The 19,871-nt window shown below is 67.0% G+C and carries 18 protein-coding genes and 1 pseudogene; 10 read left to right on the top strand and 9 right to left on the bottom strand.

Annotated features, from left to right (window positions below; translation table 11 throughout):
- Positions 1 to 72: 72 nt before the first annotated feature.
- Positions 73 to 1,242, bottom strand: coding sequence for a CaiB/BaiF CoA transferase family protein (locus tag QFZ42_RS11395; RefSeq protein WP_307701055.1), 1,170 nt, complete (start codon positions 1,240 to 1,242; stop codon positions 73 to 75).
- Between the two features lie 233 nt (positions 1,243 to 1,475).
- Between QFZ42_RS11395 and QFZ42_RS11390 the strand changes: the two genes are divergently transcribed.
- Together QFZ42_RS11390 and QFZ42_RS11385 are read left to right on the top strand one after the other, a co-directional pair.
- A complete protein-coding gene (locus QFZ42_RS11390; RefSeq protein ID WP_307701054.1) occupies positions 1,476 to 1,889 on the top strand; it encodes a Zn-ribbon domain-containing OB-fold protein in 414 nt (137 codons plus the stop codon).
- Complete coding sequence (locus tag QFZ42_RS11385; protein WP_307701053.1) at positions 1,886 to 3,061, top strand: thiolase; 1,176 nt, start codon at positions 1,886 to 1,888, stop codon at positions 3,059 to 3,061. The genes QFZ42_RS11390 and QFZ42_RS11385 overlap by 4 nt, the downstream gene beginning before the upstream one ends.
- Before the next feature lie 19 nt (positions 3,062 to 3,080).
- On the opposite strand, the gene QFZ42_RS11380 is transcribed toward QFZ42_RS11385, so the two are convergent.
- From QFZ42_RS11380 to QFZ42_RS11360, 5 genes and pseudogenes are all read right to left on the bottom strand, one after another.
- The gene (locus QFZ42_RS11380) at positions 3,081 to 3,320 is read right to left on the bottom strand and encodes a hypothetical protein (RefSeq protein ID WP_307701052.1); all 240 of its coding nucleotides are present in this window, start codon (positions 3,318 to 3,320) and stop codon (positions 3,081 to 3,083) included.
- 146 nt (positions 3,321 to 3,466) lie between these two features.
- A pseudogene (locus QFZ42_RS11375) lies at positions 3,467 to 4,634 on the bottom strand (mandelate racemase/muconate lactonizing enzyme family protein).
- A 32-nt stretch (positions 4,635 to 4,666) separates the two neighbouring features.
- Positions 4,667 to 5,368 carry an SDR family NAD(P)-dependent oxidoreductase gene (locus QFZ42_RS11370; RefSeq protein ID WP_307701051.1) on the bottom strand — a complete coding sequence of 234 codons (702 nt, stop codon included), beginning with the start codon at positions 5,366 to 5,368 and terminating at the stop codon, positions 4,667 to 4,669.
- Entirely contained in the window at positions 5,358 to 6,329 is a 972-nt protein-coding gene (locus QFZ42_RS11365) for a Bug family tripartite tricarboxylate transporter substrate binding protein (RefSeq protein WP_307701050.1), read from the bottom strand. Before QFZ42_RS11365 ends, QFZ42_RS11370 begins: the two co-directional genes overlap by 11 nt.
- 65 nt (positions 6,330 to 6,394) lie before the next feature.
- The gene (locus tag QFZ42_RS11360) at positions 6,395 to 7,333 is read right to left on the bottom strand and encodes a dihydrodipicolinate synthase family protein (RefSeq protein ID WP_307701049.1); all 939 of its coding nucleotides are present in this window, start codon (positions 7,331 to 7,333) and stop codon (positions 6,395 to 6,397) included.
- A 112-nt stretch (positions 7,334 to 7,445) separates the two neighbouring features.
- Between QFZ42_RS11360 and QFZ42_RS11355 the strand changes: the two genes are divergently transcribed.
- From QFZ42_RS11355 to QFZ42_RS11345, 3 genes are all read left to right on the top strand, one after another.
- Complete coding sequence (locus QFZ42_RS11355) at positions 7,446 to 8,384, top strand: LysR family transcriptional regulator (protein ID WP_307701048.1); 939 nt, start codon at positions 7,446 to 7,448, stop codon at positions 8,382 to 8,384.
- 257 nt (positions 8,385 to 8,641) lie between these two features.
- On the top strand, positions 8,642 to 8,794 hold the full coding sequence (locus tag QFZ42_RS11350; RefSeq protein ID WP_307701047.1) for a hypothetical protein: 153 nt from the start codon (positions 8,642 to 8,644) through the stop codon (positions 8,792 to 8,794).
- Positions 8,795 to 8,807: 13 nt separating this feature from the next.
- Entirely contained in the window at positions 8,808 to 9,326 is a 519-nt protein-coding gene (locus tag QFZ42_RS11345; RefSeq protein WP_307701046.1) for an allene oxide cyclase barrel-like domain-containing protein, read from the top strand.
- 40 nt (positions 9,327 to 9,366) lie between these two features.
- On the opposite strand, the gene QFZ42_RS11340 is transcribed toward QFZ42_RS11345, so the two are convergent.
- Entirely contained in the window at positions 9,367 to 11,211 is a 1,845-nt protein-coding gene (locus QFZ42_RS11340; RefSeq protein ID WP_307701045.1) for a pectate lyase, read from the bottom strand.
- 359 nt (positions 11,212 to 11,570) lie between these two features.
- On the opposite strand from QFZ42_RS11340, the gene fusA reads away from it, so the two are divergent.
- Positions 11,571 to 13,631 (top strand): elongation factor G, encoded by a 2,061-nt coding sequence (gene fusA, locus QFZ42_RS11335; protein WP_307701044.1) that lies wholly within the window; start codon positions 11,571 to 11,573, stop codon positions 13,629 to 13,631.
- Between the two features lie 91 nt (positions 13,632 to 13,722).
- Here fusA and QFZ42_RS11330 read toward each other — a convergent pair whose 3' ends face one another.
- A complete protein-coding gene (locus tag QFZ42_RS11330) occupies positions 13,723 to 14,223 on the bottom strand; it encodes a glutaredoxin family protein (protein WP_307701043.1) in 501 nt (166 codons plus the stop codon).
- Between the two features lie 114 nt (positions 14,224 to 14,337).
- Positions 14,338 to 15,051 (bottom strand): FadR/GntR family transcriptional regulator, encoded by a 714-nt coding sequence (locus tag QFZ42_RS11325; RefSeq protein WP_307701042.1) that lies wholly within the window; start codon positions 15,049 to 15,051, stop codon positions 14,338 to 14,340.
- 208 nt (positions 15,052 to 15,259) lie between these two features.
- Here QFZ42_RS11325 and QFZ42_RS11320 point away from each other — a divergent pair, with 208 nt between their 5' ends.
- The 4 genes from QFZ42_RS11320 to QFZ42_RS11305 all read left to right on the top strand — a co-directional run bounded on the left by QFZ42_RS11320 (position 15,260) and on the right by QFZ42_RS11305 (position 19,867).
- Complete coding sequence (locus QFZ42_RS11320) at positions 15,260 to 16,324, top strand: porin (RefSeq protein WP_307701041.1); 1,065 nt, start codon at positions 15,260 to 15,262, stop codon at positions 16,322 to 16,324.
- A 97-nt stretch (positions 16,325 to 16,421) separates the two neighbouring features.
- On the top strand, positions 16,422 to 17,297 hold the full coding sequence (locus QFZ42_RS11315) for an amidohydrolase family protein (protein WP_307704214.1): 876 nt from the start codon (positions 16,422 to 16,424) through the stop codon (positions 17,295 to 17,297).
- Between the two features lie 6 nt (positions 17,298 to 17,303).
- On the top strand, positions 17,304 to 18,815 hold the full coding sequence (locus QFZ42_RS11310; protein ID WP_307701040.1) for a sugar ABC transporter ATP-binding protein: 1,512 nt from the start codon (positions 17,304 to 17,306) through the stop codon (positions 18,813 to 18,815).
- A gap of 17 nt (positions 18,816 to 18,832) precedes the next feature.
- The gene (locus tag QFZ42_RS11305; protein ID WP_307701039.1) at positions 18,833 to 19,867 is read left to right on the top strand and encodes an ABC transporter permease; all 1,035 of its coding nucleotides are present in this window, start codon (positions 18,833 to 18,835) and stop codon (positions 19,865 to 19,867) included.
- Positions 19,868 to 19,871: the final 4 nt, after the last annotated feature.

Here is a 19,871-nt window from a genome sequence, read left to right as displayed (position 1 = left end):
TGCGGCAGCGCCCCGTTCGGCGCACGCATGGCGGGATTCTAGGAGCAGCTGCACCGGGCGGCGTCGTGCTGCTCAGCCCACCACGCCGCGCCGGCGCAGGTCGGCGCGCGTGGCTTCGTCGTGCCCCAGCGCGGTGAGCACCTCGTCGGTGTCCTGGCCCGGCGAGGGCGCCGGCCGCTCGATCGAAAACTCGAAGCCGGTCATCCTCACGGGGCAGGCCAGCTGCGGCGCGCCGCCTTCGGCGGCCGGCGGATGCACCATGCCGCGCGCGATGAAGTTCTCGTGCACCAGCGCCTCTTCGAGCCGCAGCACGGGCGTGACGCAGCACTGCCGGCCATGGAACACGTCGGCCCAGTACGCGAGCGGCCGTGCCTCGATAAGAGCCGCCACGTCGGCGCGAACCCGCTCGGCGGTGGCGCGGTCGGGCGGCATGTGCATCGGCTTCAGGTCGGGCCGGCCGAGCACGTCGCAGAAGCGCTCCCAAAACTTGTATTCGAGCGCGCCGACCGAAAGGTGCCGCCCGTCCTGCGTGCGGTACATGGCATAGCAGGGCAGCGCGCCGCTGAGCTTGTCGAGGCCCGCGCGGCGCGTGGCGCCCTGCGTGGCCAGCGTGACCAGCGGCACCAGCGCATGCGCCAGCACGCCGTCGGCCATGGAGATGTCCACATGGCGGCCGGTGCCGGTGCGCGCCGCATCGAACAAGGCGGCAAGAATGCCCATCACTGCGTTCATCGAGCCGCCGAGCAAATCGGCGATGGGCAGGTTGGAGAGGGCGGGGCCCGCGTCGTCGCGGCCGATCTGGTCGCTGACGCCGCTGAGCGCGCAGTAGTTCAGGTCGTGCCCCGGCTCGTCGCGGTAAGGCCCGGTCTGCCCAAAGCCGGTAATGCTGCAATAGACCAGGCGCGGGTTCACCGCGGAAAGGGCGGCATAGCCCACGCCCAGCCGGTCCATCACGCCCGGCCTGAAGCCTTCGACCAGCACGTCGGCGGTTTCGGCCAGGCGGTGCAGCAGCGCCACGCCGTCGGCTTGCTTCAGGTCGAGCCGCATGCCTTTCTTGTTGCGCTGGACCATGGCGCGCAGGGCCGGCGCGGCGTAGTCGCCAAGGCCCGTGTCCTCGATCTTGAGCACCTCGGCGCCAAGGTCGGCCAGGTGCAGCGTGCAGACCGGCCCAGGCAGCAAGCGGGTCAGGTCGAGTACGCGAATGCCGGCCAGCGGCGGGCGCGATGCGCCGGTTGTCTCCATCGAATTTTTCCTGGGTGAATTTGGAACGGGCGCGTTGCAGTCTAAAAATGGGCGCCTCGCGCGCCCATGGCACAAAGCCTGAAAGCCGTTGGCAGAAAGAATCATTTGCGCAGACCGTCTGGTCGGTTCGGCCACGCCGAGGGGGCCCTTCGGCAATCGCGAATGGCGCGGACGGGGCATAGCCGGCATGCTCGACGCAACCCGTGCCGGACTCCGGCGATTTCAATGACTCAATGACGAATTCATCGACGACATCACAAGCTACCGCCACCGGCGTGCTGGCGCGCCACCAGGCCGAGCTGGACGCGGGCCGCTTTCTCATCCAGCGCTGCGGCGCCTGCCAGCGCGCGGTGTACTTTCCGCGGGCGCTGTGCCCGCATTGCGGCGCGGGGGAACCCGCGATGGTGGCGCCCGCCGGCACCGGCGCCGTGTATGCCGTCACCACGGTGCGCCGCAAGCCCGAGGCCGGCGGCGACTACAACGTGTGCATCGTCGAGCTCGACGAAGGCGTGCGCCTGATGAGCCGGGTCGAAGGCATGCCGTTGGCCGACGTGCGCATCGGCCTGCGGGTGCGGGCGCGCGTGGTGGTGCCGCCGGGCGGCAGCGGCATGGTGGTTTTCGGCGCCGCCACGGGAGACGCCGCATGACCACGCTGAAGCAACTGCGCGGCAGCGCCGCCATCGCGGGCGTGGCCACCTACGGCTGCGGCGAGGCCCCCGGCCACACCGACATGGAACTGCTGGCCGAAGCCGCGCGCCGCGCCGTCGCCGACGCCGGACTGGCCATGAAGGACATCGACGGACTCTGCACCGCCAGCGCAAGCGCAACGATGTGGGCCATGCCGGTCATCGAGTACCTCGGCCTCCGCCCGAGCTACATCGACAGCACGATGCTCGGCGGCTCCAGCTTCATCGCGCACCTGCTGCCGGCCATGCAGGCCCTGGCCAGCGGCCAGTGCAATGCGGTGCTCGTCTGCTACGGAAGCGCGCAGCGCACGGCCACCTTCGGGCGCAAGGAAGTGGTGGCCAGCCGGCGCTTCCTCGACCCGCAGCCCTACGAAACGCCGTATGAACCGATGCAGCCGCTCTCGGCCTACGCGCTGGCCGCATCGCGCCACATGCATGAGTTCGGCACCACGCGGCGCGACCTGGCCGAGGTGGCGGTGGCCGCGCGCGCCTGGGCGCGGCTCAACCCCGAGGCATTCATGCGCGGCCCGCTGTCGATCGACGACGTGCTTGGTGCGCGCATGGTCTGCGACCCGCTGAGCGTGCGCGACAGTTGCCTCGTGACCGACGGCGCGGGCGCCTTCGTGCTGGTGCGTGCCGACCACGCGCGGGACTTGCCGCGCGAACCGGTGCATGTGCTGGGCACCGGCACGGCCGTGTGGAACCGGCAGATTTCGTCGATGCATGACCTGACGATGACGGCAGCCCGCGACAGCGGCCGGGCGGCGTTCGGCATGGCGGGCCTCGCGCCGCGCGACATCGACGTGGTGCAGCTCTACGACGCGTTCACGATCAACGTGCTGCTGTTTCTTGAAGACCTGGGCTTCTGCGCCAAGGGCGAGGGGGGGGCCTTCGTGCGCGACGGCGCCATCGCGCCCGGTGGCCGGCTGCCGGTCAACACCAACGGCGGCGGGCTCTCTTGCGTTCATCCGGGCATGTATGGAATCTTCGCGTTGATCGAGGCGGTGCGGCAGCTTCGCGGAGAAGGCGGCGAGCGGCAGGTGGCCGGCGCTGTCACGGCGCTGGCGCACGGCAACGGCGGCACGCTGTCGAGCCAGGCCACGGCCGTGCTTGGACTGGCGCAGGCGCTGTGAAGCGGTGCTCGACGGTACGCTAACCGTACTCCGCTGCGAGTTCAGTTCGCCCCGCCGGCGTGATCTGCCTGACCACCGCGGACTCGTAGTCTTCGAACGAGCTGCAGAGATCGAGAGGCGGAGAGATTTCCGCCTCGATGCAGCCGATCGCCTTCAGAACCGCAATGGCCTGGATCACCTCCCGGTCCCGGATGTGGACCGGGAAGCTGGCGTGCTCGAGTTCGAGCAGGTATTCGATGGGTCTGGGTGTTGCTGGCACTGTAAAGAAATACTAGCCCAACAACTTCGGCTTGTGCTCAGGGTGGCACCCCAGTCACCGTGCGGAACACGCTACAAGAGGTGTCGGAAAATTCGCACCACTTTCGACTCCATGACGTTCGGCATGGGTGCATTGGTATTAGCAGTTCAGCTTGCGAGCGCGCGCATCTCGGCGATGAGATCGGCCTTGCCTTCGAAGCCGATGCCCGGCAGGGGCGGCAAGGTGACGTACCCGTTCTGCACCTTCACGCCATCGGGAAAGCCACCATACGGCTGGAACAGGTCGGGGTAGCTCTCGTTCCCGCCGAGGCCCAGGCCTGCTGCAATGGCCAATGACATCTGGTGGCCGCCATGCGGAATGCAGCGCGAGGGCGACCAGCCGTTGGCCTTCAGCATGTCGAGCGTGCGCAGGTACTCGACCAGGCCGTAGCTCAGCGCGCAATCGAACTGCAGCCAGTCGCGGTCGGGCCGCATGCCGCCGTGGCGGATCAGGTTGCGCGCATCCTGCATCGAGAACAGGTTCTCGCCCGTGGCCATGGGGCCGGCGTACACCTCGCCGAGCCTGGCTTGCAGTTCGTAGTCGAGCGGGTCGCCGGCTTCCTCGTACCAGAAGAGCGGGTACTGCGAGAGCGCGCGGCCGTAGTCGACGGCGGTCTTCAGGTCGAAGCGGCCGTTGGCATCCACGGCCAGCTGCTGGCCGGGGCCAAGAATCTTGAGCACCGACTCGATGCGTTCGCAGTCTTCGGCCAGCGTGGCGCCGCCGATCTTCATCTTGACCACCGAGTAGCCGCGTTCCAGATAGCTGGTCATCTCGCGCTGCAGGCCTTCGACGCCCTTGCCGGGATAGTAGTAGCCGCCCGCGGCGTAGACGAACACGCGCGGGTCGGGCGTGCCGCTGCCATAGCGCTCGGCCAGCAGCTGGTACAGCGGCTTGCCGGCAATCTTGGCGACGGCATCCCACACGGCCATGTCGATGGTGCCCACGGCCACACGAGCGCTCGCCGTGGCCGCCGGGCTTCTCGTTGATCATCATGCGGGCCCAGATCTTGTGCGGATCGAGGTTGTCGCCGGTCTCGTCGACGAGCGATGCCGGCTCGGCTTCGAGCAGGCGCGGCAGGAAGCGCTCGCGGATCAGGCCGCCCTGGCCGTAGCGGCCGTTGGAATTGAAGCCGTAGCCCACCACCGGCTTGCCGTCGCGGATCACGTCGGTGACCACCGCCACGAGGCTCAGGGTCATCTTCGAGAAGTCGATGTAGGCGTTGCGGATGTCCGACTTGATGGGCCGCGTGGACTCGAGGATGTTGACGATTTTCATGTCTGTTGCGTGATGGGAGAGGGAGGAGAAATTCAGCGGTGCAGCGACGCACCGCCGCAGATGGCGATGTCCTGGCCGGTGATGGCCGCGGCCGGAGCCGAGAGAAGAAAGGCGACCAGCGCGGCGATTTCCTCGGGCTGGATCAGCCGGCCGATCGGCGGCAGGCGCGGCGCGCTGCCGGCGCGTGCGGGGTCTTGCAGCATCGAGGTCTGCGTTGCGCCGGGTGACACCACGTTGACGGTCACACCCTGCGCCGCGACCTCCGCCGCCCAGCTGCGCGCGAGCGCGATCAGCGCCGCCTTGGTGGCGGCGTACTGGCCGCGGCCGGGCATGCCTTGCGCGACACGGCTGCCGACGAACACCACGCGGCCGCTTCCGCGAGCGGCCATCGCGGGCACGAGAGCGTCGGCCAGCCGCGTGGCGGCGTCGACATGCAGGCGCCACATCAGCTCGCCGCCGGCATGGTCGAGCTGGCCCAGCGGGCCGACGCGCAGCACGCCGGCCGCATGCACCAGCGCATCGACATCCTGCAAGGCCGTGGTGGCGCGCGCGATGTCTTCGGCTTTCGACAGGTCCACCGTCGCATGGGCGAAGGCGGCATGTGTCAGTGTGGGGGCTGCCAAGTCAAGTCCGCTCACGCGCCAGCCCTGGTCCAGCAGATGCGACGCAATGGCGCGGCCGATGCCGCTGCTGCTGCCCGTGACCACCGCATGCGGCGCAGCCTTATTCGACACGGATGTTGCCCTCGGTGATGATCTTCTTCGAGCGCTCCATGTCGGCCTGCTGGAACTTGGCGAAGTCGTCGACACTGCCCGGCGTGAGCAGCAGCCCCTGCGCGTTGAGCGTCTCGCGCATGTCGGTGCCGAGCGCCTTGTTCACTTCGGCATTGAGCCGCTGTGTGATCGCCGGCGGCAGCTTGGCCGGACCCCACAGGCCGTACCAGCTGTAGAACTCGTAGCCCGGAATACTTTCGCCCACCGTGGGCACGTTCGGCAGGCTGGTGGCGCGGGCCGCCGAAGTGACGGCCACCACGCGCAGCATGCCGCTCTTGTGGTACTGCAGCGAACCGAGGATCGGGTCGATGAAGCCGTCGATCTGGCCGCCGATCAGGTCCTGGAAGGCCGGCGCCGTGCCCTTGTACGGCACGATGAGGTAGTCGAGCCCGCCCGCGCGCTTGAGCAGCTCGGTCGACAGGTGGCCGGCCGACCCGATCGAGCCGACGGCAAACGTCATCTTGCCCGGATGGGCCTTGGCGTACGAGATGAGCGACTTGACGTCGGTGATCGGCAGGTTCTTGTTGATGGCCACCGACAGCGGTGCCTTGGCGACCAGCGCCACCGGCGTGAAGTCGCGCACGACCTCGTAGGGCACGGATTTCATCGTCATCGGCGCCGTGGTGAAGGTCGAGGCATTGAACAGCAGCGTGTAGCCGTCGGCCGGCGCCTTCGACACCACGTCGGCGCCGATCACGCCATTGCCGCCGGGGCGGTTCTCGACGATGAAGGGCTGTCCCATCTGGTCGCCGAGCTTCTGCGCGAGCAGGCGGCCGACGGTGTCGAGCGTGCCGCCGGGCGGAAACGGAATCACCATGCGCACCGGGCGGGTGGGCCATGCTGGGGTCTGCGCGAAGCCGGAGGATGCCGCGGCAAGCGCGAGGGCCGCGAAGGTCGCGCGCAGGAAATGGTTGCGTTGCATGTCTCTTGTCTCCTTCTGGTTTTCTGGGGAAGGGCGCGGCGGTGCCGGCCCCGGGGGGCGTGCGTTCAGCGCTTGGACAAGCCGGCCTGCTCGACGGCGGCGCGCAGCGCATCCATTTCGCGCGCATTGGGCGCCTCGGTCGGCGGGCGCACGGTGGCGTTGCCGAGCACGCCGGCCAGGTACATGCCGCCCTTCATGCGCGCATGCGCTTCGCCGGTCGGCTCGCCGCCGCCGTACACGGCGTCTTTCAGCGGCGTGATGAGCGCCTGCACCGCCATGGCCTTCTTCAGGTCGCCGGCCTTCACCGCGTTCCACAGGTCGATGATCAGTTGCGGAATGAAGGTGGCGAAGCCGACCAGCGCGCCGTCCACGCCTTGCACCATCGAGGCCAGCAGGTACTCGTCATGGCAGGTGAGGATGGCCTTGGAGGCATCGGCCTCGCGAATCGCCTGGATGTCGCGGGCGTACTTGTTCATGTCGCGCTGGCCGACCTTGAAGGCCTGCAGGTAGGGCAGGCGGGCCAACTCGGCCAGCAGTTGCGACGAGTAGGAGGCGCGTGTCCAGGCCGGATACACGTGGCAGACCAGGTCCAGTTCCGGGGCGGCGCGGTGAATGGCCTCGAAGTACTGCAGCGCATGGCCCGGCGTGAAGCCGAAGCGCAGCCAGTGGTGGGGCGGCATCACGTCGAGCGCCACGGCGCCGGCGGCCTGCGCTGCGCGTGCATGCTCGGCGGCTTCGGCCAGGCCTTCGCACACGATGGACGAAATCACCGGCGTGCGGCCGCGCAGCTCGTCGGCGACGATGCGGGTCACCTCGGCGCGTTCGGCGGGGGTGAGCGAGAACACCTCGCCGGTGTGGCCGTTGGTCATGATCGCGACGACGCCCTCATGCCCCGCAAGCCACGAGGCCAGCTTGCGCAGCGCCGGCTCGTCGATGCGGTGGTCGGCCGTGAAAGGACAGGAAATGGCGGGAATGATCCCGCGATAATTCGCGATGGAAGGCATGCTGTGTCTCCGTTGTGGTTCAAGGTGCAGGAATGGGTGCATCTTTGGCCAGCGGGGCATGCGCCGTCCAATACTCGAATCGCATACAACTATTCAACCGATTGCGCAGCACATGGGCCCCGGCAACCGCCCCCTCGACCTCGAATGGCTGGAAGACTTCATTGCCCTGGCCGAGACCGGCAATTTCTCGCGCGCGGCGCAGGTGCGCTCCATCGCCCAGCCGGCGTTCAGCCGGCACATTCGCGCGCTGGAAGAGTGGGTGGGTGTGGACCTGTTCGACCGCAGTGCGCATCCCGCGGCACTGACCGCGGCGGGCAAGCGCTTTGAGCCGCTGCTGAAGGAGCTGCTGGCCGGCCTGGAAGCCGCCCGCATCAAGGCGCGCGCGGCACACGACGTGGCCGCGGCAAGCCTGAGATTTGCCGCCACGCATGTGCTGTCGCTGACCTTCTTTCCGCGCTGGCTGGGCAGCGTGGAAAGCCGGCTGAGCCTCGGGCCGATCCAGACGATTTCAGACAGTTCGCAAGCCTGCGAAGACCTGATGCTGCAGCGCCGCGTGCAGTTCGTGCTGTGCCACGGCCATGCCGGCGCACCAGGGCGGCTCGACGAAGGGCAGTACCCGGTTCTGCGGCTGAGCGAAGACGTGCTGGTTCCGGTGTCGGCACCCGATGCCCAGGGCGTGCCGCTGCATGCGCTTGGCACCGCGCAAGCGCCTTCGGTGCTGGCGTACAGCGACGCCTCGGGCCTGGGGCGGATCATGCGGGCGATCCAGGACAGCGAGTTCGGCAAGGACTTCACGTCGTCGCTGTCGGTGGTTTTCACGGCCCACCACGCCGCGCTGCTCAGAACCATGGCGCTCGAAGGACGCGGGCTCGCGTGGCTGCCCATGAGCCTGGTCGCCGACGACCTGCGCAGCGGCGCGCTGACGGATGCGGGCAAAGGCGCCTGGCGGGTACCGGTGGACATCCGGTTGTACCGCCAGGCTGCAAGCATGGCCCCCGTGGCCGAGGCGCTGTGGCAGCTCGTGAGCGGCGGGGCACTCGCCAGCACGTGATTTGCCGGATCGGAAGCCCAGAGCTTACGGGTCTGCAAACTTAAAAAGGAATCTGCTCAGCGCGGATCGGCAACGGCTGTTAAGAAGTTTTCGTCGGCTTTGCTCGAGACATCGACTTATGTCACGGATGCCAAGGGAACACACAGCGTCTCTTCAGGTGCAATGGCGTCACCCATGGAGGACGTCATGAAAATTTCCGCTTGCAGCCACCGGCAATGGCAGTTCCCAGATAGCGCCCGCCGCCGCGGTTCGAGAACATGCGCGCCGCGCTCTATCAGATCCGCGCCAGCCGGCAGAGCGCCTCGGTCTTGAGTGCGTTCGATGTGCTGCGCATGCACACGCTGGGCAGTGCGGAAGTGCTGGGTGTCGGCACGCAGCGTGCGATGCGGCCGCTGCCTGACATTTTCTGAAGGGAGTTGAGTCATGAAAAAACAAGCGATCACGGGAATCGGCGCACTGCTTGCCATAGGGGCATTGCAGGGATGCGGAGGAGGGGGAGGGGAAGGCGGGGGCAGCTTCTTCTCTGCGGCAGCGGCGTCGAGCATGCCGGCGGCGCCACCGCATCGGCAAGAACTGCAGATGACCACGATGGCCGATGGCACCCGGGGCAACAAGGGCGGCGTCGATCTGGGGGCCTCGGGGCCATCCCAGGGCGACATGTTCGTGTTCGATCAGCCCTTGATGGACAAGGACCGCAAGGACATCGGCACCAACAGCGGCTATTGCATCGCCACCCGCGCGGGAGCCTATGGCCAGTGCCAATGGACCCTGACGATGGACGACGGAGCTGTGGTCGTGGCCGGCCAGGAGGCCGAGAAGGGACCGTCTGTCCTGGCGGTGATCGGCGCTACCGGCAGATACGGCGGTTTCACGGGTGAAATGACATCCGTACCCAACGGAGATGGAACGTTCACGCAGGAACTCAAACTGCATCGGCCCTAGCGTCAAATTTTCCGCCGCCGCGCGCATCGCCGGGGCGCGCTCAGGCCACCGGCGAAATGAACGAGATCAACCGTCCCATGCGGGCGATGAAGTTCGACGTGATGATGAACTGCGGTTTTTCGCGCTTCACATACGGCTCGATCTCCGGCGGCGCATCGGCCGGATAGGGCGAGGTGTCGTAGATGTCGCCCACGTGGCGGCTGCGGTAGGCCGTGCCGGTGTACGGCGTCGTCGGCCCGTTGCCGCGGTACGGGTTCACGATCTCGGGCACGGGCGCGGTCCAGTAGTTGCCGTCCACCAGCGCGGCCACGATCGTCTGCACTTCCGATTCGGGCACCACCGGCGTCTTCAGCACCGCGCCTTCGAACAGGTCCGGGAAATCCACCTCGCGCACGGCGGCAAAGTACTTCGGCAAAGCCCGCGCGGTGGTGGCCCGCAGCGGCGACTTGGCGACCATGGCATCGATCTGCGGCTGCGTCATCGCATTGAGTTCGTCCAGGCGCTTTTGCAGCGCGGCGGCATTCACCGAGCGGCCCGACGAATAGTGGCTGATCGTGTTGGTGATGTCCTTGTCGAAGAAGTACGCGCCGTTGTGGATGTTGGAGCCGTAGCGGTGGATGTAGAGCGGCTCGTTCGTATCGAGCTCGATGAACGTGGCCACGTTGCGGCCGGCGAGCAGCGGATTGAGGGTCGCGACATCGGCGGGCAACTGGATCGAGGGCGACTTCAGCCAGTCGATCGCCTTTTGCAGCTGCGACAGGTACTTCTTGTCGCCGGTCAGCGTGAAGTAGCCGAACAGCTGCTGGATGTTGGTCTGCGTGGTGTGCGTGGCGAGCGAACGCGGCTCGTAAGAGCGCGCACCGGCCGGAGCGCCCGCCGGGCGGCCGTTCGTTTCGCGCGACAGGTGCTGAAGGCTCCAGCCCGACTGCAGCGGCAGCGCCCCAGAGGTCCACTGCATGCGCTGCATGCAATCCATCGCCCGCGTGATGTTGGCCACCAGGTCGGTGCGGCCCAGCGCCATCACGCACATGGTCAGGAACTTGATGTTCTCGCCCATGACGTCGTCGTTGAAGGTCACGTGCAGCGTGTAGTCGCTGTCTTCCATGCCCGCGCGCGCGCCTGCCGGCAACTGCTGCGGATTGGGCAGAGGCATCGAAGTGATGGCGTTCGGGTTGTGCGGAAAGCGCTGCGGCCAACCTCCGTCGGCGATGCCGAACTGAGCGCCGAACTGCGCATCGGTGATGAACTGGATGGCCTTGTCGGTCGCGGCCTGGTAGACCGGGTCCTTCTTTTCGAGGTACATGCGCAGCATCAGCTGCGAGGCCACGGCGGTGGTGGCGTCGTCGAAGGTCGCGTTGCCGTAGTAGTGCTGGAACTCCTCGAGGCGCCAGCCGTTCATGCCCACCGTCTCGTACCAGTGCTGCAGCGACGCTTCGCCGGCGAAGTCGTAGATGTAGTTCCATCCACCGGAGCTGTGCTGGGCCGCCGCGACGGCCTTGGCGGTGCGGTCGGCCGCCTGGTAGAAGCGTTCGTCACCGGTTGCGTGATAGGCGTCCAGGTAGATATGGCCGATGGACGAGGTGCCCGGCGGCTGCAGCCACAGCATGGTGCGCTTGGCCTCCATTTCTCCGAATGTCTGCATGAGGTCGGGCGAGTACGACCACACATAGCCGCCCTTGTAGGAGACCACTTCGTCCATGTAGCTTGCCGCGCGCTTGAGCGCTGCGGAAGCGGTGGCCTGCGGAGTCGGGGCGGGAGGGGGAGCGGGAGGGGGCGGCGGCGGCGCGGGGATCGGAGGAAAGTTCGGCCCGTCGTTTCCGCCGCCGCCACAGGCGGCCAGCGCGACGGGAGACAGGACCGAAATTGCAAACTGTCTGCGTTTCATGGCGTTTCCCTTTGTTGATTGAATGTCCGGGGCAATCGGGCCGCGTCGTCAGATGTCGTACAACATCAGTTGTCGTACGACGCAGCGGGCGGATTATTCGGGCAGTCTTCGGGCTACGTCAATCAAAGAATGCAAAGAAAATCGCCTCAAAGTATCGGCAGTAATGCCATAGTTGTAGGACAACGTATGAGTCTGTAACGCGCGCGATGAATTTGTCGCCGAAGGCGCAGCGAGCCCGGGCCTGCGGCGGCGGAGTTGCGTCGGCACGATCAATCCCGTACGCTGGCCCCGCGTCCACGCGCAACACCCGAGCCCTCGGAGGCGTCGGCCGGTCCTCCGGACGCCAAGGAGTGCATGCCATGCCAAGCCGATCGAGCGGCCCTACGGCCGAAGTGGAAGCAGTGCGAACGCTGGCGCTCGTCGGCGCCGCGGCCGCCGGCAAGAGTTCCCTCGCCGAGGCCTTGCTGTACAAGGCGGGCGCCATCGCCGCGTGCGGCAGCATCGAGCGAGGCAGCACCGTCAGCGACCACGACCCGCTGGAGCGCCGCATGCTGCACTCGCTCAACGCATCGGTGATGCACCTCACGCATGCCGGCACGCGCATCCACTTCATCGACACGCCCGGCGGCCCCGACTTCCTGGGCCAGAGCCTGCCGGCGCTGGAGGCGGTCGAGACGGCGGCGGTGGTCATCAATGCCGCCACCGGCATCGAGCCGATGACGGTGCGCATGATGGAGTACGCGGCCTCGCGCCGCCTCGCCCGCATGATCATCGTCAACAAGATCGACTCGCAGGGCGTCTCGCTGGCGGGCCTGCTGGCCGACATCCAGGCGACCTTCGGCCGCGAATGCCTGCCGCTGAACCTGCCCGACGGCGTCGGCAGACAGGTGGTGGACTGCTTCTTCAACCGCTTCGGACGGTCCGACTTCGGCCCCGTCGAAGCGGCGCATCGCGCGCTGGTGGAGCAGGTGGTCGAAGTCGATGCGGCCTTCGTCGAGCGCTACCTCGAGGAGGGCGACGTGGACCCGGCCGAGCTGCACGCGCCGCTCGAGCAGGCGCTGCGCGAAGGCCACCTGATCCCGGTGTGCTTCGTCTCTTCGCGCAGCGGCGCCGGCGTGGCCGAGCTGCTGGACGTGATCGTCAAGCTGCTGCCCGACCCGACCGAGGCCAACCCGCCGGACTTCATCGTCGGCGAGGGCGCCGAGGCCAAGCCCATGCAAGCCAGGCCCGACCCGTCGCTGCACGTGCTGGGGCACGTGTTCAAGGTCACGGTCGATCCGTATGTCGGCAAGATGGGCATCTTCCGCGTGCACCAGGGCACGATCACGCGCGACAGCCAGCTCTACATCGGCGACGGGCGCAAGCCGTTCAAGGTGGGGCACCTGTTCATGCTCCAGGGCAAGGACCATGTGGAGGTGTCGCATGCGGTGCCGGGAGACATCGTGGCGGTGGCCAAGGTCGAGGAGATCCATTTCGATGCCGTGCTGCACGACGCGGCCGAAGACAGCCACGTGCATCTCGCACCGCTCGCGTTTCCCGTGCCGGTGCACGGCCTGGCCGTGGAGCCCAAGCGCCATGGCGACGAGCAACGCGCCTGGGAAATCCTCGGCAAGCTCGTGGCCGAGGATCCGTGCCTGCGCATAGAGCATGTGGCCGCAACCAACGAGACGGTCCTCTACGGGCTCGGCGAGCTACACCTGCGCATCGTGCTCGAACGCTTGCGCGAGGTGTACCGCTTCGAGGTCCTGACGCGGCCGCCGCGCATTGCGTACCGAGAGACCGTGACCGCAACGGCCGAGGGCCACCACCGCCACAAGAAGCAGACCGGCGGCGCCGGCCAGTTCGGCGAGGTCTTCCTGCGCATCGAGCCGCTGGCGCGCGGTGCCGGCTTTCAATTCGCCGACGAGGTCAGGGGCGGCGCGATTCCGGGCCAGTTCATCCCCGCGGTGGAGAAGGGCGTGCGCGAGGTGCTGGCGAGCGGGGCGATCGCCGGCTACCCCGTGGTCGATGTGCGCGTCGTGGTGCACGACGGCAAGCACCACAGCGTCGACAGCAAGGACGTCGCCTTCGCGACGGCCGGCCGCAAGGCCTTCATGGCCGCGGTGCGCGAAGCCCGGCCGGTCGTGCTCGAGCCGATTGTCCGGATCGAGATCGCCGTGCCCGAGCATTCGGTCGGCGATGTCACGAGCGACCTGTCGGCGCGGCGCGGCCTGGTCACCGGTACCTCGGCCCTGGGCGGTGGCACCGTGGCCGTCGGCGGGCAGGTGCCCATGGCCGAACTGGCCAACTACCAGTCGCGGCTCAATGCAATGACCAGCGGCCAGGGCCGCTACACCACCGCGCTGTCGCACTACGAAGCCGTGCCGCCGGGGGTTCAGCAGACGCTGACGGGGCAGTACCGGGTGCGCGAAGAGGAGTAAAAAAGAAACCCGGATCAGGTCCTGATTTCAGGACGCACGCTGTCAGCCGGGGCTGAGCGGGCGCATGAAACGACGCGCGGCTTGTCGCGTGCTATTTGCGGGCCTGCAAGAACACGTCATAGGCGGCAGCGCTGAAGCCTGTAATGCCTCGGCCATTCACGAAAAGCTGTGGCACGCCGCTATTGCCTCCGAGTTGCGCGTAGGCCGACTTGCCTTCCGCGGTATCGATGTCCACCTCGCGGTAGCCGATGCTCTTGGCGGCCAGATAGGCTTTCGCCTGTCTGCAATAGCCGCACCACTTGGCGGAGAAAAGCACCGTGTCACGAGGCGGTGGAGCGGATGCTCCGGCGTTCGAAGACTTGCGCAGCTGTTCGATGTACGCAAGGGTTTCACTCGACAAGGAACTGGCCGGCAGGTTCTTGAACGTCAATGTCTTGGAGTCGCGCGCCTGTGGTTGTGGCGTGTCGCTATAGATCGTTCTTCCATCGGGGCCGGTGGACTTGTAGAGCGTTGTCGTCGTCGCGGTGGGCCCATCGGCGGCAGACACTGCGCTTGCACAAAGGAGCACGACTGCTACGGGCTTGAAGCGCATCCGGACCGCCTGAAGTTTGATGGGCCTGAAGAATAGCATCGGCCTTCAGACCTGCCGGCCAGCGCCGTGTTCACGGCCGAACGCGTGGCCGAGATCCGCAAGGCACTGGCCCGATCAGTCGGCCGCAGGCGACGCAGGTTCCTCCGTCCACCGTGCATGCGACGCGCTCAGGTGATGCAGCATGGCGGCCACGGCGGCCTGCGGATCCCGCGCCTCCAGCGCCCGGTAGATCGCCTCGTGCTCGGCGAACGCGGCCTTCCATGCATGCGGACTCTCGGCGCGCTCGCTCATGCGCGACGAGATCGGACTGTGCCGCCCGTCGAACAGTTCGCCGACCAGCCGCACGAGAACCGAGTTGCCCGTCATCTCGGCAATGGCGATGTGAAAACGCCGGTCGTTGTCGATCTGCGTGCGGCCGTTGAGGCCGTCGCGGCGCATGCTTTCCAGCGATGCCTTCACGCGCTCCAGATGCTGCGGCGTGACGCGGGCCGAGGCCAGCGTGACCACCGAGCCTTCGAGCATGGCGCGCGCCTGGATCATCTCCGATGGACTTTCGCCGACCGCGGGGGTTGCGTGCTCCGGCGCGTCCTGCGAGGCGCAGACATAGACGCCCGAACCCATCCTGATCTCGATGCGCCCGTCGATCTCGAGGGCGATCAGCGCCTCGCGCAATGAAGGTCGCGAGACACCCAGCTGCAAGGCCAGCTCCCGCTCAGGGGGCAAGCGCGCCCCGGCGGGCAGGTTGCCGTCCCGGATGAAAGCCCGGATCTGGTCCGCGATCTGTTGGTAGAGCCGGCGGGTGTCGGTGGGCTTAGGGGGAGGAAGCATGGAAATCGGTGCAGGGGCGGGCGGTGAATTGGTCATGCCAGTTTGACAGCCTCTGCGGCTGATTTCTCTTAAAACCTTCCACTTACGGGGGAGGAAAACCCTCAAAGGGTTTGCTCTGGTCAGGCCAATTTAACATTCTGGCAAAGTGGCCAAGCCAAATTGGTAAGGCCAGATGGTCCAGAGTCATAGAACAACAGGAGACAAGACGATGAATTTCCGATCCCTCGCCATGGCGGGCGCTGCTTGCGGTTGCCTCGGCTTCGGCGCAGCGAGTGTCCAGGCCCAGAGCAGCGTGACCCTCTACGGCCGCGCCGTTGCCGGGGCCGACTACCAGAACAACATCGCCAACGATTCGGGCCAGGGCGGGGGACGCCTGTGGCGCCATGCCGGCAATCAATGGGGCACCAGCATGCTGGGCGTGAAAGGCACCGAGGACCTGGGCGGTGGCATGGTCGCCCTGTTCGTGCTCGAGGGCGGCTTCGACCTGCCCGCGGCCAAGCCCAACGGCGCCGACCTGCTGCTCAACCGGCGTTCCTATGTCGGCCTGCAGGACTACTGGGGCAAGCTGGTGCTGGGCAAGAACCTGTCGATCGCCAACGATGTCTGGTATCTCGACCCCACGGGCCAGCAGTTCATCGGCACCGCCACGCTGGTGCGCGGGCGCAACTGGCAGGGCAACGACAACGGCGTCGAGTACACGACACCGACCTGGGGCGGCTTCAGCGCCACCGTGCAGACAGGCCTGGGCGAGCAGGCCGATGGCTTCACGAAGCTGCGCAAGGACGGCGTCTCGCTGTCGTACATCGCGCCCTCGTTCGAAGTGCGGGCCATCTACGACGTGGCGCGCGACAAGAACGGCAGGTATTCGGATCTGTTCAATACCTCGAAGGAGCTCACGCTCGGCGGCACCGCGAGCTTGTTCGACGATCTCAAGATGTTCGTCGGCTACCAGCGGCTGTCGGCGCCCGATGCACCGCTCACCGCGCCGAGCAAGGCCAACCACTACTGGGTCGGCGCCAACTACAAGCTCACGCCCTGGCTGACGCTGATCGGCTCGGTGTTCCGCGTCGCGCAGAACCGAAACGCCGGCAGCGCCAACCTGTACATGCTGGGCGCCAACTATGCGTTGTCGAAACGCACGCTGCTCTATGCATCGGTGGGCAAGGTCTACAACAGCGCGACGGCCAATTTCTCGGTGGAAGCCACCAACAACAATCCGCCCGCGGGCGGCCGGCAATCGGGAACGTACTTCGGCATCAGCCATTCGTTCTGACACCGATCGGGTTCGTGATGGTTGACGCTGGTGCCACGATCTGAATGAATAGGCCCCCGCCATGGACCGAAACCCGGGCGGCGACGATTTGAAACGCATGACGACACGCATCGACTCGCATCAGCATTTCTGGCGGCCCGCCCGCGGCGACTACACGTGGCTGCGCGCCGACGTGCCCGCCCTGGCGCCGCTGGTGCGCGACTTTCTTCCCGCGGATCTCGCGCCGCTCCTGCACGCGCATGGCGTGGAGCAGACCGTGCTGGTGCAGGCGGCCGACTCGGAAGCCGAAACGGACTTCATGCTCGAGCTGGCCGCCGCGCACGACGTGGTCGGCGGTGTGGTCGGCTGGGTCGACCTGGGCAGCCCCGATGCCATGGCTTCGCTCGAGCGCATGGCGCGGCATCCGAAGTTCAAGGGCGTGCGGCCGATGCTCCAAGACCTGCCCGACGACGACTGGATCGCGCGCGTGCCGCGCCCCGACGCCATCCAGGCGCTCGTTCGCCTGGGCTTGCGCTTCGATGCGCTGGTGAAGCCGCGGCATTTGCCTTCGCTGATGCGCTTTTTGAAGGACTGGCCGCAGCTGCCGGTGGTGATCGACCACGCCGCCAAGCCGCCGGTGGGCGCGTACGGCGGCGAGGCCTTCGCGGCCTGGCGCAAGGACATGGCCGGGCTCGCCGCGCTGCCTCAGGTGTGCTGCAAATTCTCCGGCCTCTGGGGCGAAGCGCCGCCATCGACCCACGGCGATGCCGATGCGGCGGTGCGCGCCGTGCGCCCGGTGTGGGAGCACCTGCTCGAAAGCTTCGGAGCCGACCGCCTCATGTGGGGCAGCGACTGGCCGGTGCTCACGCTGGCGGGCGACTACGCGGGCTGGATCGAGGTCAGCGAGGCCTGCATCGGCGGCTTGTCGGCCGGCGAGCAGTCGCACATCTGGCGCGGCACCGCGCAGCGCTTCTACGCCATCTCGACGGACTGAATACGCATGCAACCCATCGTCACCATCCGCGACCTCTGCAAGTCCTTCGCCGGCGTGCGCGCGCTCGACAAGGCGCAGTTCGATCTGCTGCCCGGCGAGGTGCACGCGCTGATGGGCGAAAACGGCGCCGGCAAGTCCACGCTCATGAAGGTGCTGGCCGGCGTCTACAGCAAGGACTCCGGCGAAGTGACGTTCGATGGCCAGTCTGTCGATATTGCAAGCCCGCGCGCCGCGCAGGCGCTGGGCATCGGGATCATTCATCAGGAGCTGAACCTGATGAACCACCTGAGCGCCGCGCAGAACATCTTCATCGGCCGCGAGCCGCGCGGACGCTTCGGCGTCTTCATCGACGAAGACGCCATGCGCGCCGAAACGGAGCGCATCTTCGAGCGCATGAACCTGCGGATCGACCCGCACACCCCGGTCGGCGAACTTACCGTGGCGAAGCAGCAGATGGTCGAGATCGCGAAGGCGCTCTCGTTCGACTCGCGCGTGCTCATCATGGACGAGCCCACCGCCGCGCTCAACAACGAAGAGGTGGCCGACCTGTTCCGCATCATCGGCCAGCTCAGGTCGCAGGGCGTGGCCATCGTCTACATCTCGCACAAGATGGACGAGCTCAAGCGCATTGCCGACCGCGTGACGGTGATGCGGGACGGCCAGTACATCGCCACCGTCTCGATGGCCGAGACGCCGATGGACTCGCTCATCGCCATGATGGTGGGGCGCCAGCTCATCGAGGTGGAGAACGATTTTCCCGACACGTCGGGCAACGAGATCGTGCTCGAGGCGCGCGGCATCACGCGCGGCGCGATGGTGCGCAATGCGAGCTTCGTGCTGCGCAAGGGCGAGATCCTGGGCTTCGCGGGGCTCATGGGCGCGGGCCGCACCGAGCTCGCACGGGCGGTGTTCGGCGCCGACCCGATCGACGCGGGCGAGGTCTTCGTGCGCGGCAAGAAAGTGTCGATCCGGTCGCCCGAGGATGCGGTGGCGCACGGCATCGGCTATCTCTCCGAAGACCGCAAGCACTTCGGCCTGGCCACGGGCATGGACGTGGAAACCAACATCGCGCTGCCGAGCATGAAGCAGTTCGTCTCGATGGGCGTCTTCATCGACCAGGCCGCCATCGGGGCGGCGGGCGAGCGCTACGTGAAACAGCTCAACATCAAGACGCCTTCGGTGCGCCAGCAGGTGCGGCTGCTCTCGGGCGGCAACCAGCAGAAGATCGTGATTGCCAAGTGGCTGCTGCGCGACTGCAGCGTGCTCTTCTTCGACGAACCCACGCGCGGCATCGACGTGGGCGCCAAGGCCGAAATCTACCGCCTGCTGAATGCACTGGCCGAGCAGGGCAAGGCCATCGTGATCATCTCGTCGGAGCTGCCCGAGATATTGCGCGTGAGCCACCGCGTGCTGGTGATGTGCGAAGGCCGCATCACCGGCGAACTGGCGGGGCGCGAAGCCTCGCAGGAAAAGATCATGCAGCTCGCCACCCGGCGTGAAGCTGCCGCCACCGCATGACGACTGGAGACAACACTTTGACGACCCCCACCGCCACCACCGCCGCCGGCACTGCTGTACCCGGCTTCTCACTGAAGGCGCGGCTCTTTCGCCCCGCCACGCGGCAGAAGCTCTTGGCCTTTGCCAGCCTCATCGTGCTGATGGTGTTCTTCAGCTTCGCGTCGCCGCAGTTCCTGCAGACCGACAACCTCGTGAGCATCCTGCAGTCGACCGCGGTGAACGGCGTGCTGGCCATTGCCTGCACCTTCGTCATCATCACCGCGGGCATCGATCTGTCGGTGGGCACGCTGATGACCTTCTGCGCCGTCATGGCCGGCGTGGTGCTCACCTACATGGGCATGCCGCTTGCACTCGGCATTGCAGCCGCCATCTTCTTCGGCGCGCTGGCCGGGTTCGTCTCGGGCGTGCTGATCGCCAAGCTCAAGATCCCGCCCTTCATCGCGACGCTGGGCATGATGATGCTGCTCAAGGGCCTGTCGCTCGTGATCTCGGGCACCAAGCCGATCTACTTCAACGACACGCCGGACTTTTCGGCGATCTCGCAGGACTCGCTGATCGGCTACTTCATTCCGGCGCTGCCGATTCCGAACGCGGTGCTGATCCTGTTCCTGGTGGCGGTGGCCGCGAGCATCGTGCTCAACAAGACCATCCTGGGGCGCTACACCTTCGCGCTCGGCAGCAACGAAGAGGCGGTGCGCCTCTCGGGCGTGAACACCGATTTCTGGAAGGTCGTGGTCTACACGGTGAGCGGCGGCATCTGCGGCATTGCGGGCCTCCTGATCGCCTCGCGCCTGAACTCCGCGCAGCCCGCGCTCGGGCAAGGCTACGAGCTCGATGCGATTGCGGCGGTGGTCATCGGCGGCACCTCGCTCAGCGGCGGCACCGGCACCATCGTCGGCACGATCATCGGCGCCTTCATCATGAGCGTGCTGACCAACGGCCTGCGCATTCTCTCGGTCGCGCAGGAATGGCAGACGGTGGTCACGGGCGTGATCATCATCCTGGCCGTGTACGCCGACATCCTGCGCCGCCGCAGCGGCAGCACGCAGTGACCCA

The organism is Variovorax paradoxus, from assembly GCF_030815855.1.
In the GTDB taxonomy this organism is placed as follows: Bacteria; Pseudomonadota; Gammaproteobacteria; order Burkholderiales; family Burkholderiaceae_C; genus Variovorax; species Variovorax paradoxus_M.
This window is presented reverse-complemented; position numbering and strand designations above follow the sequence as displayed.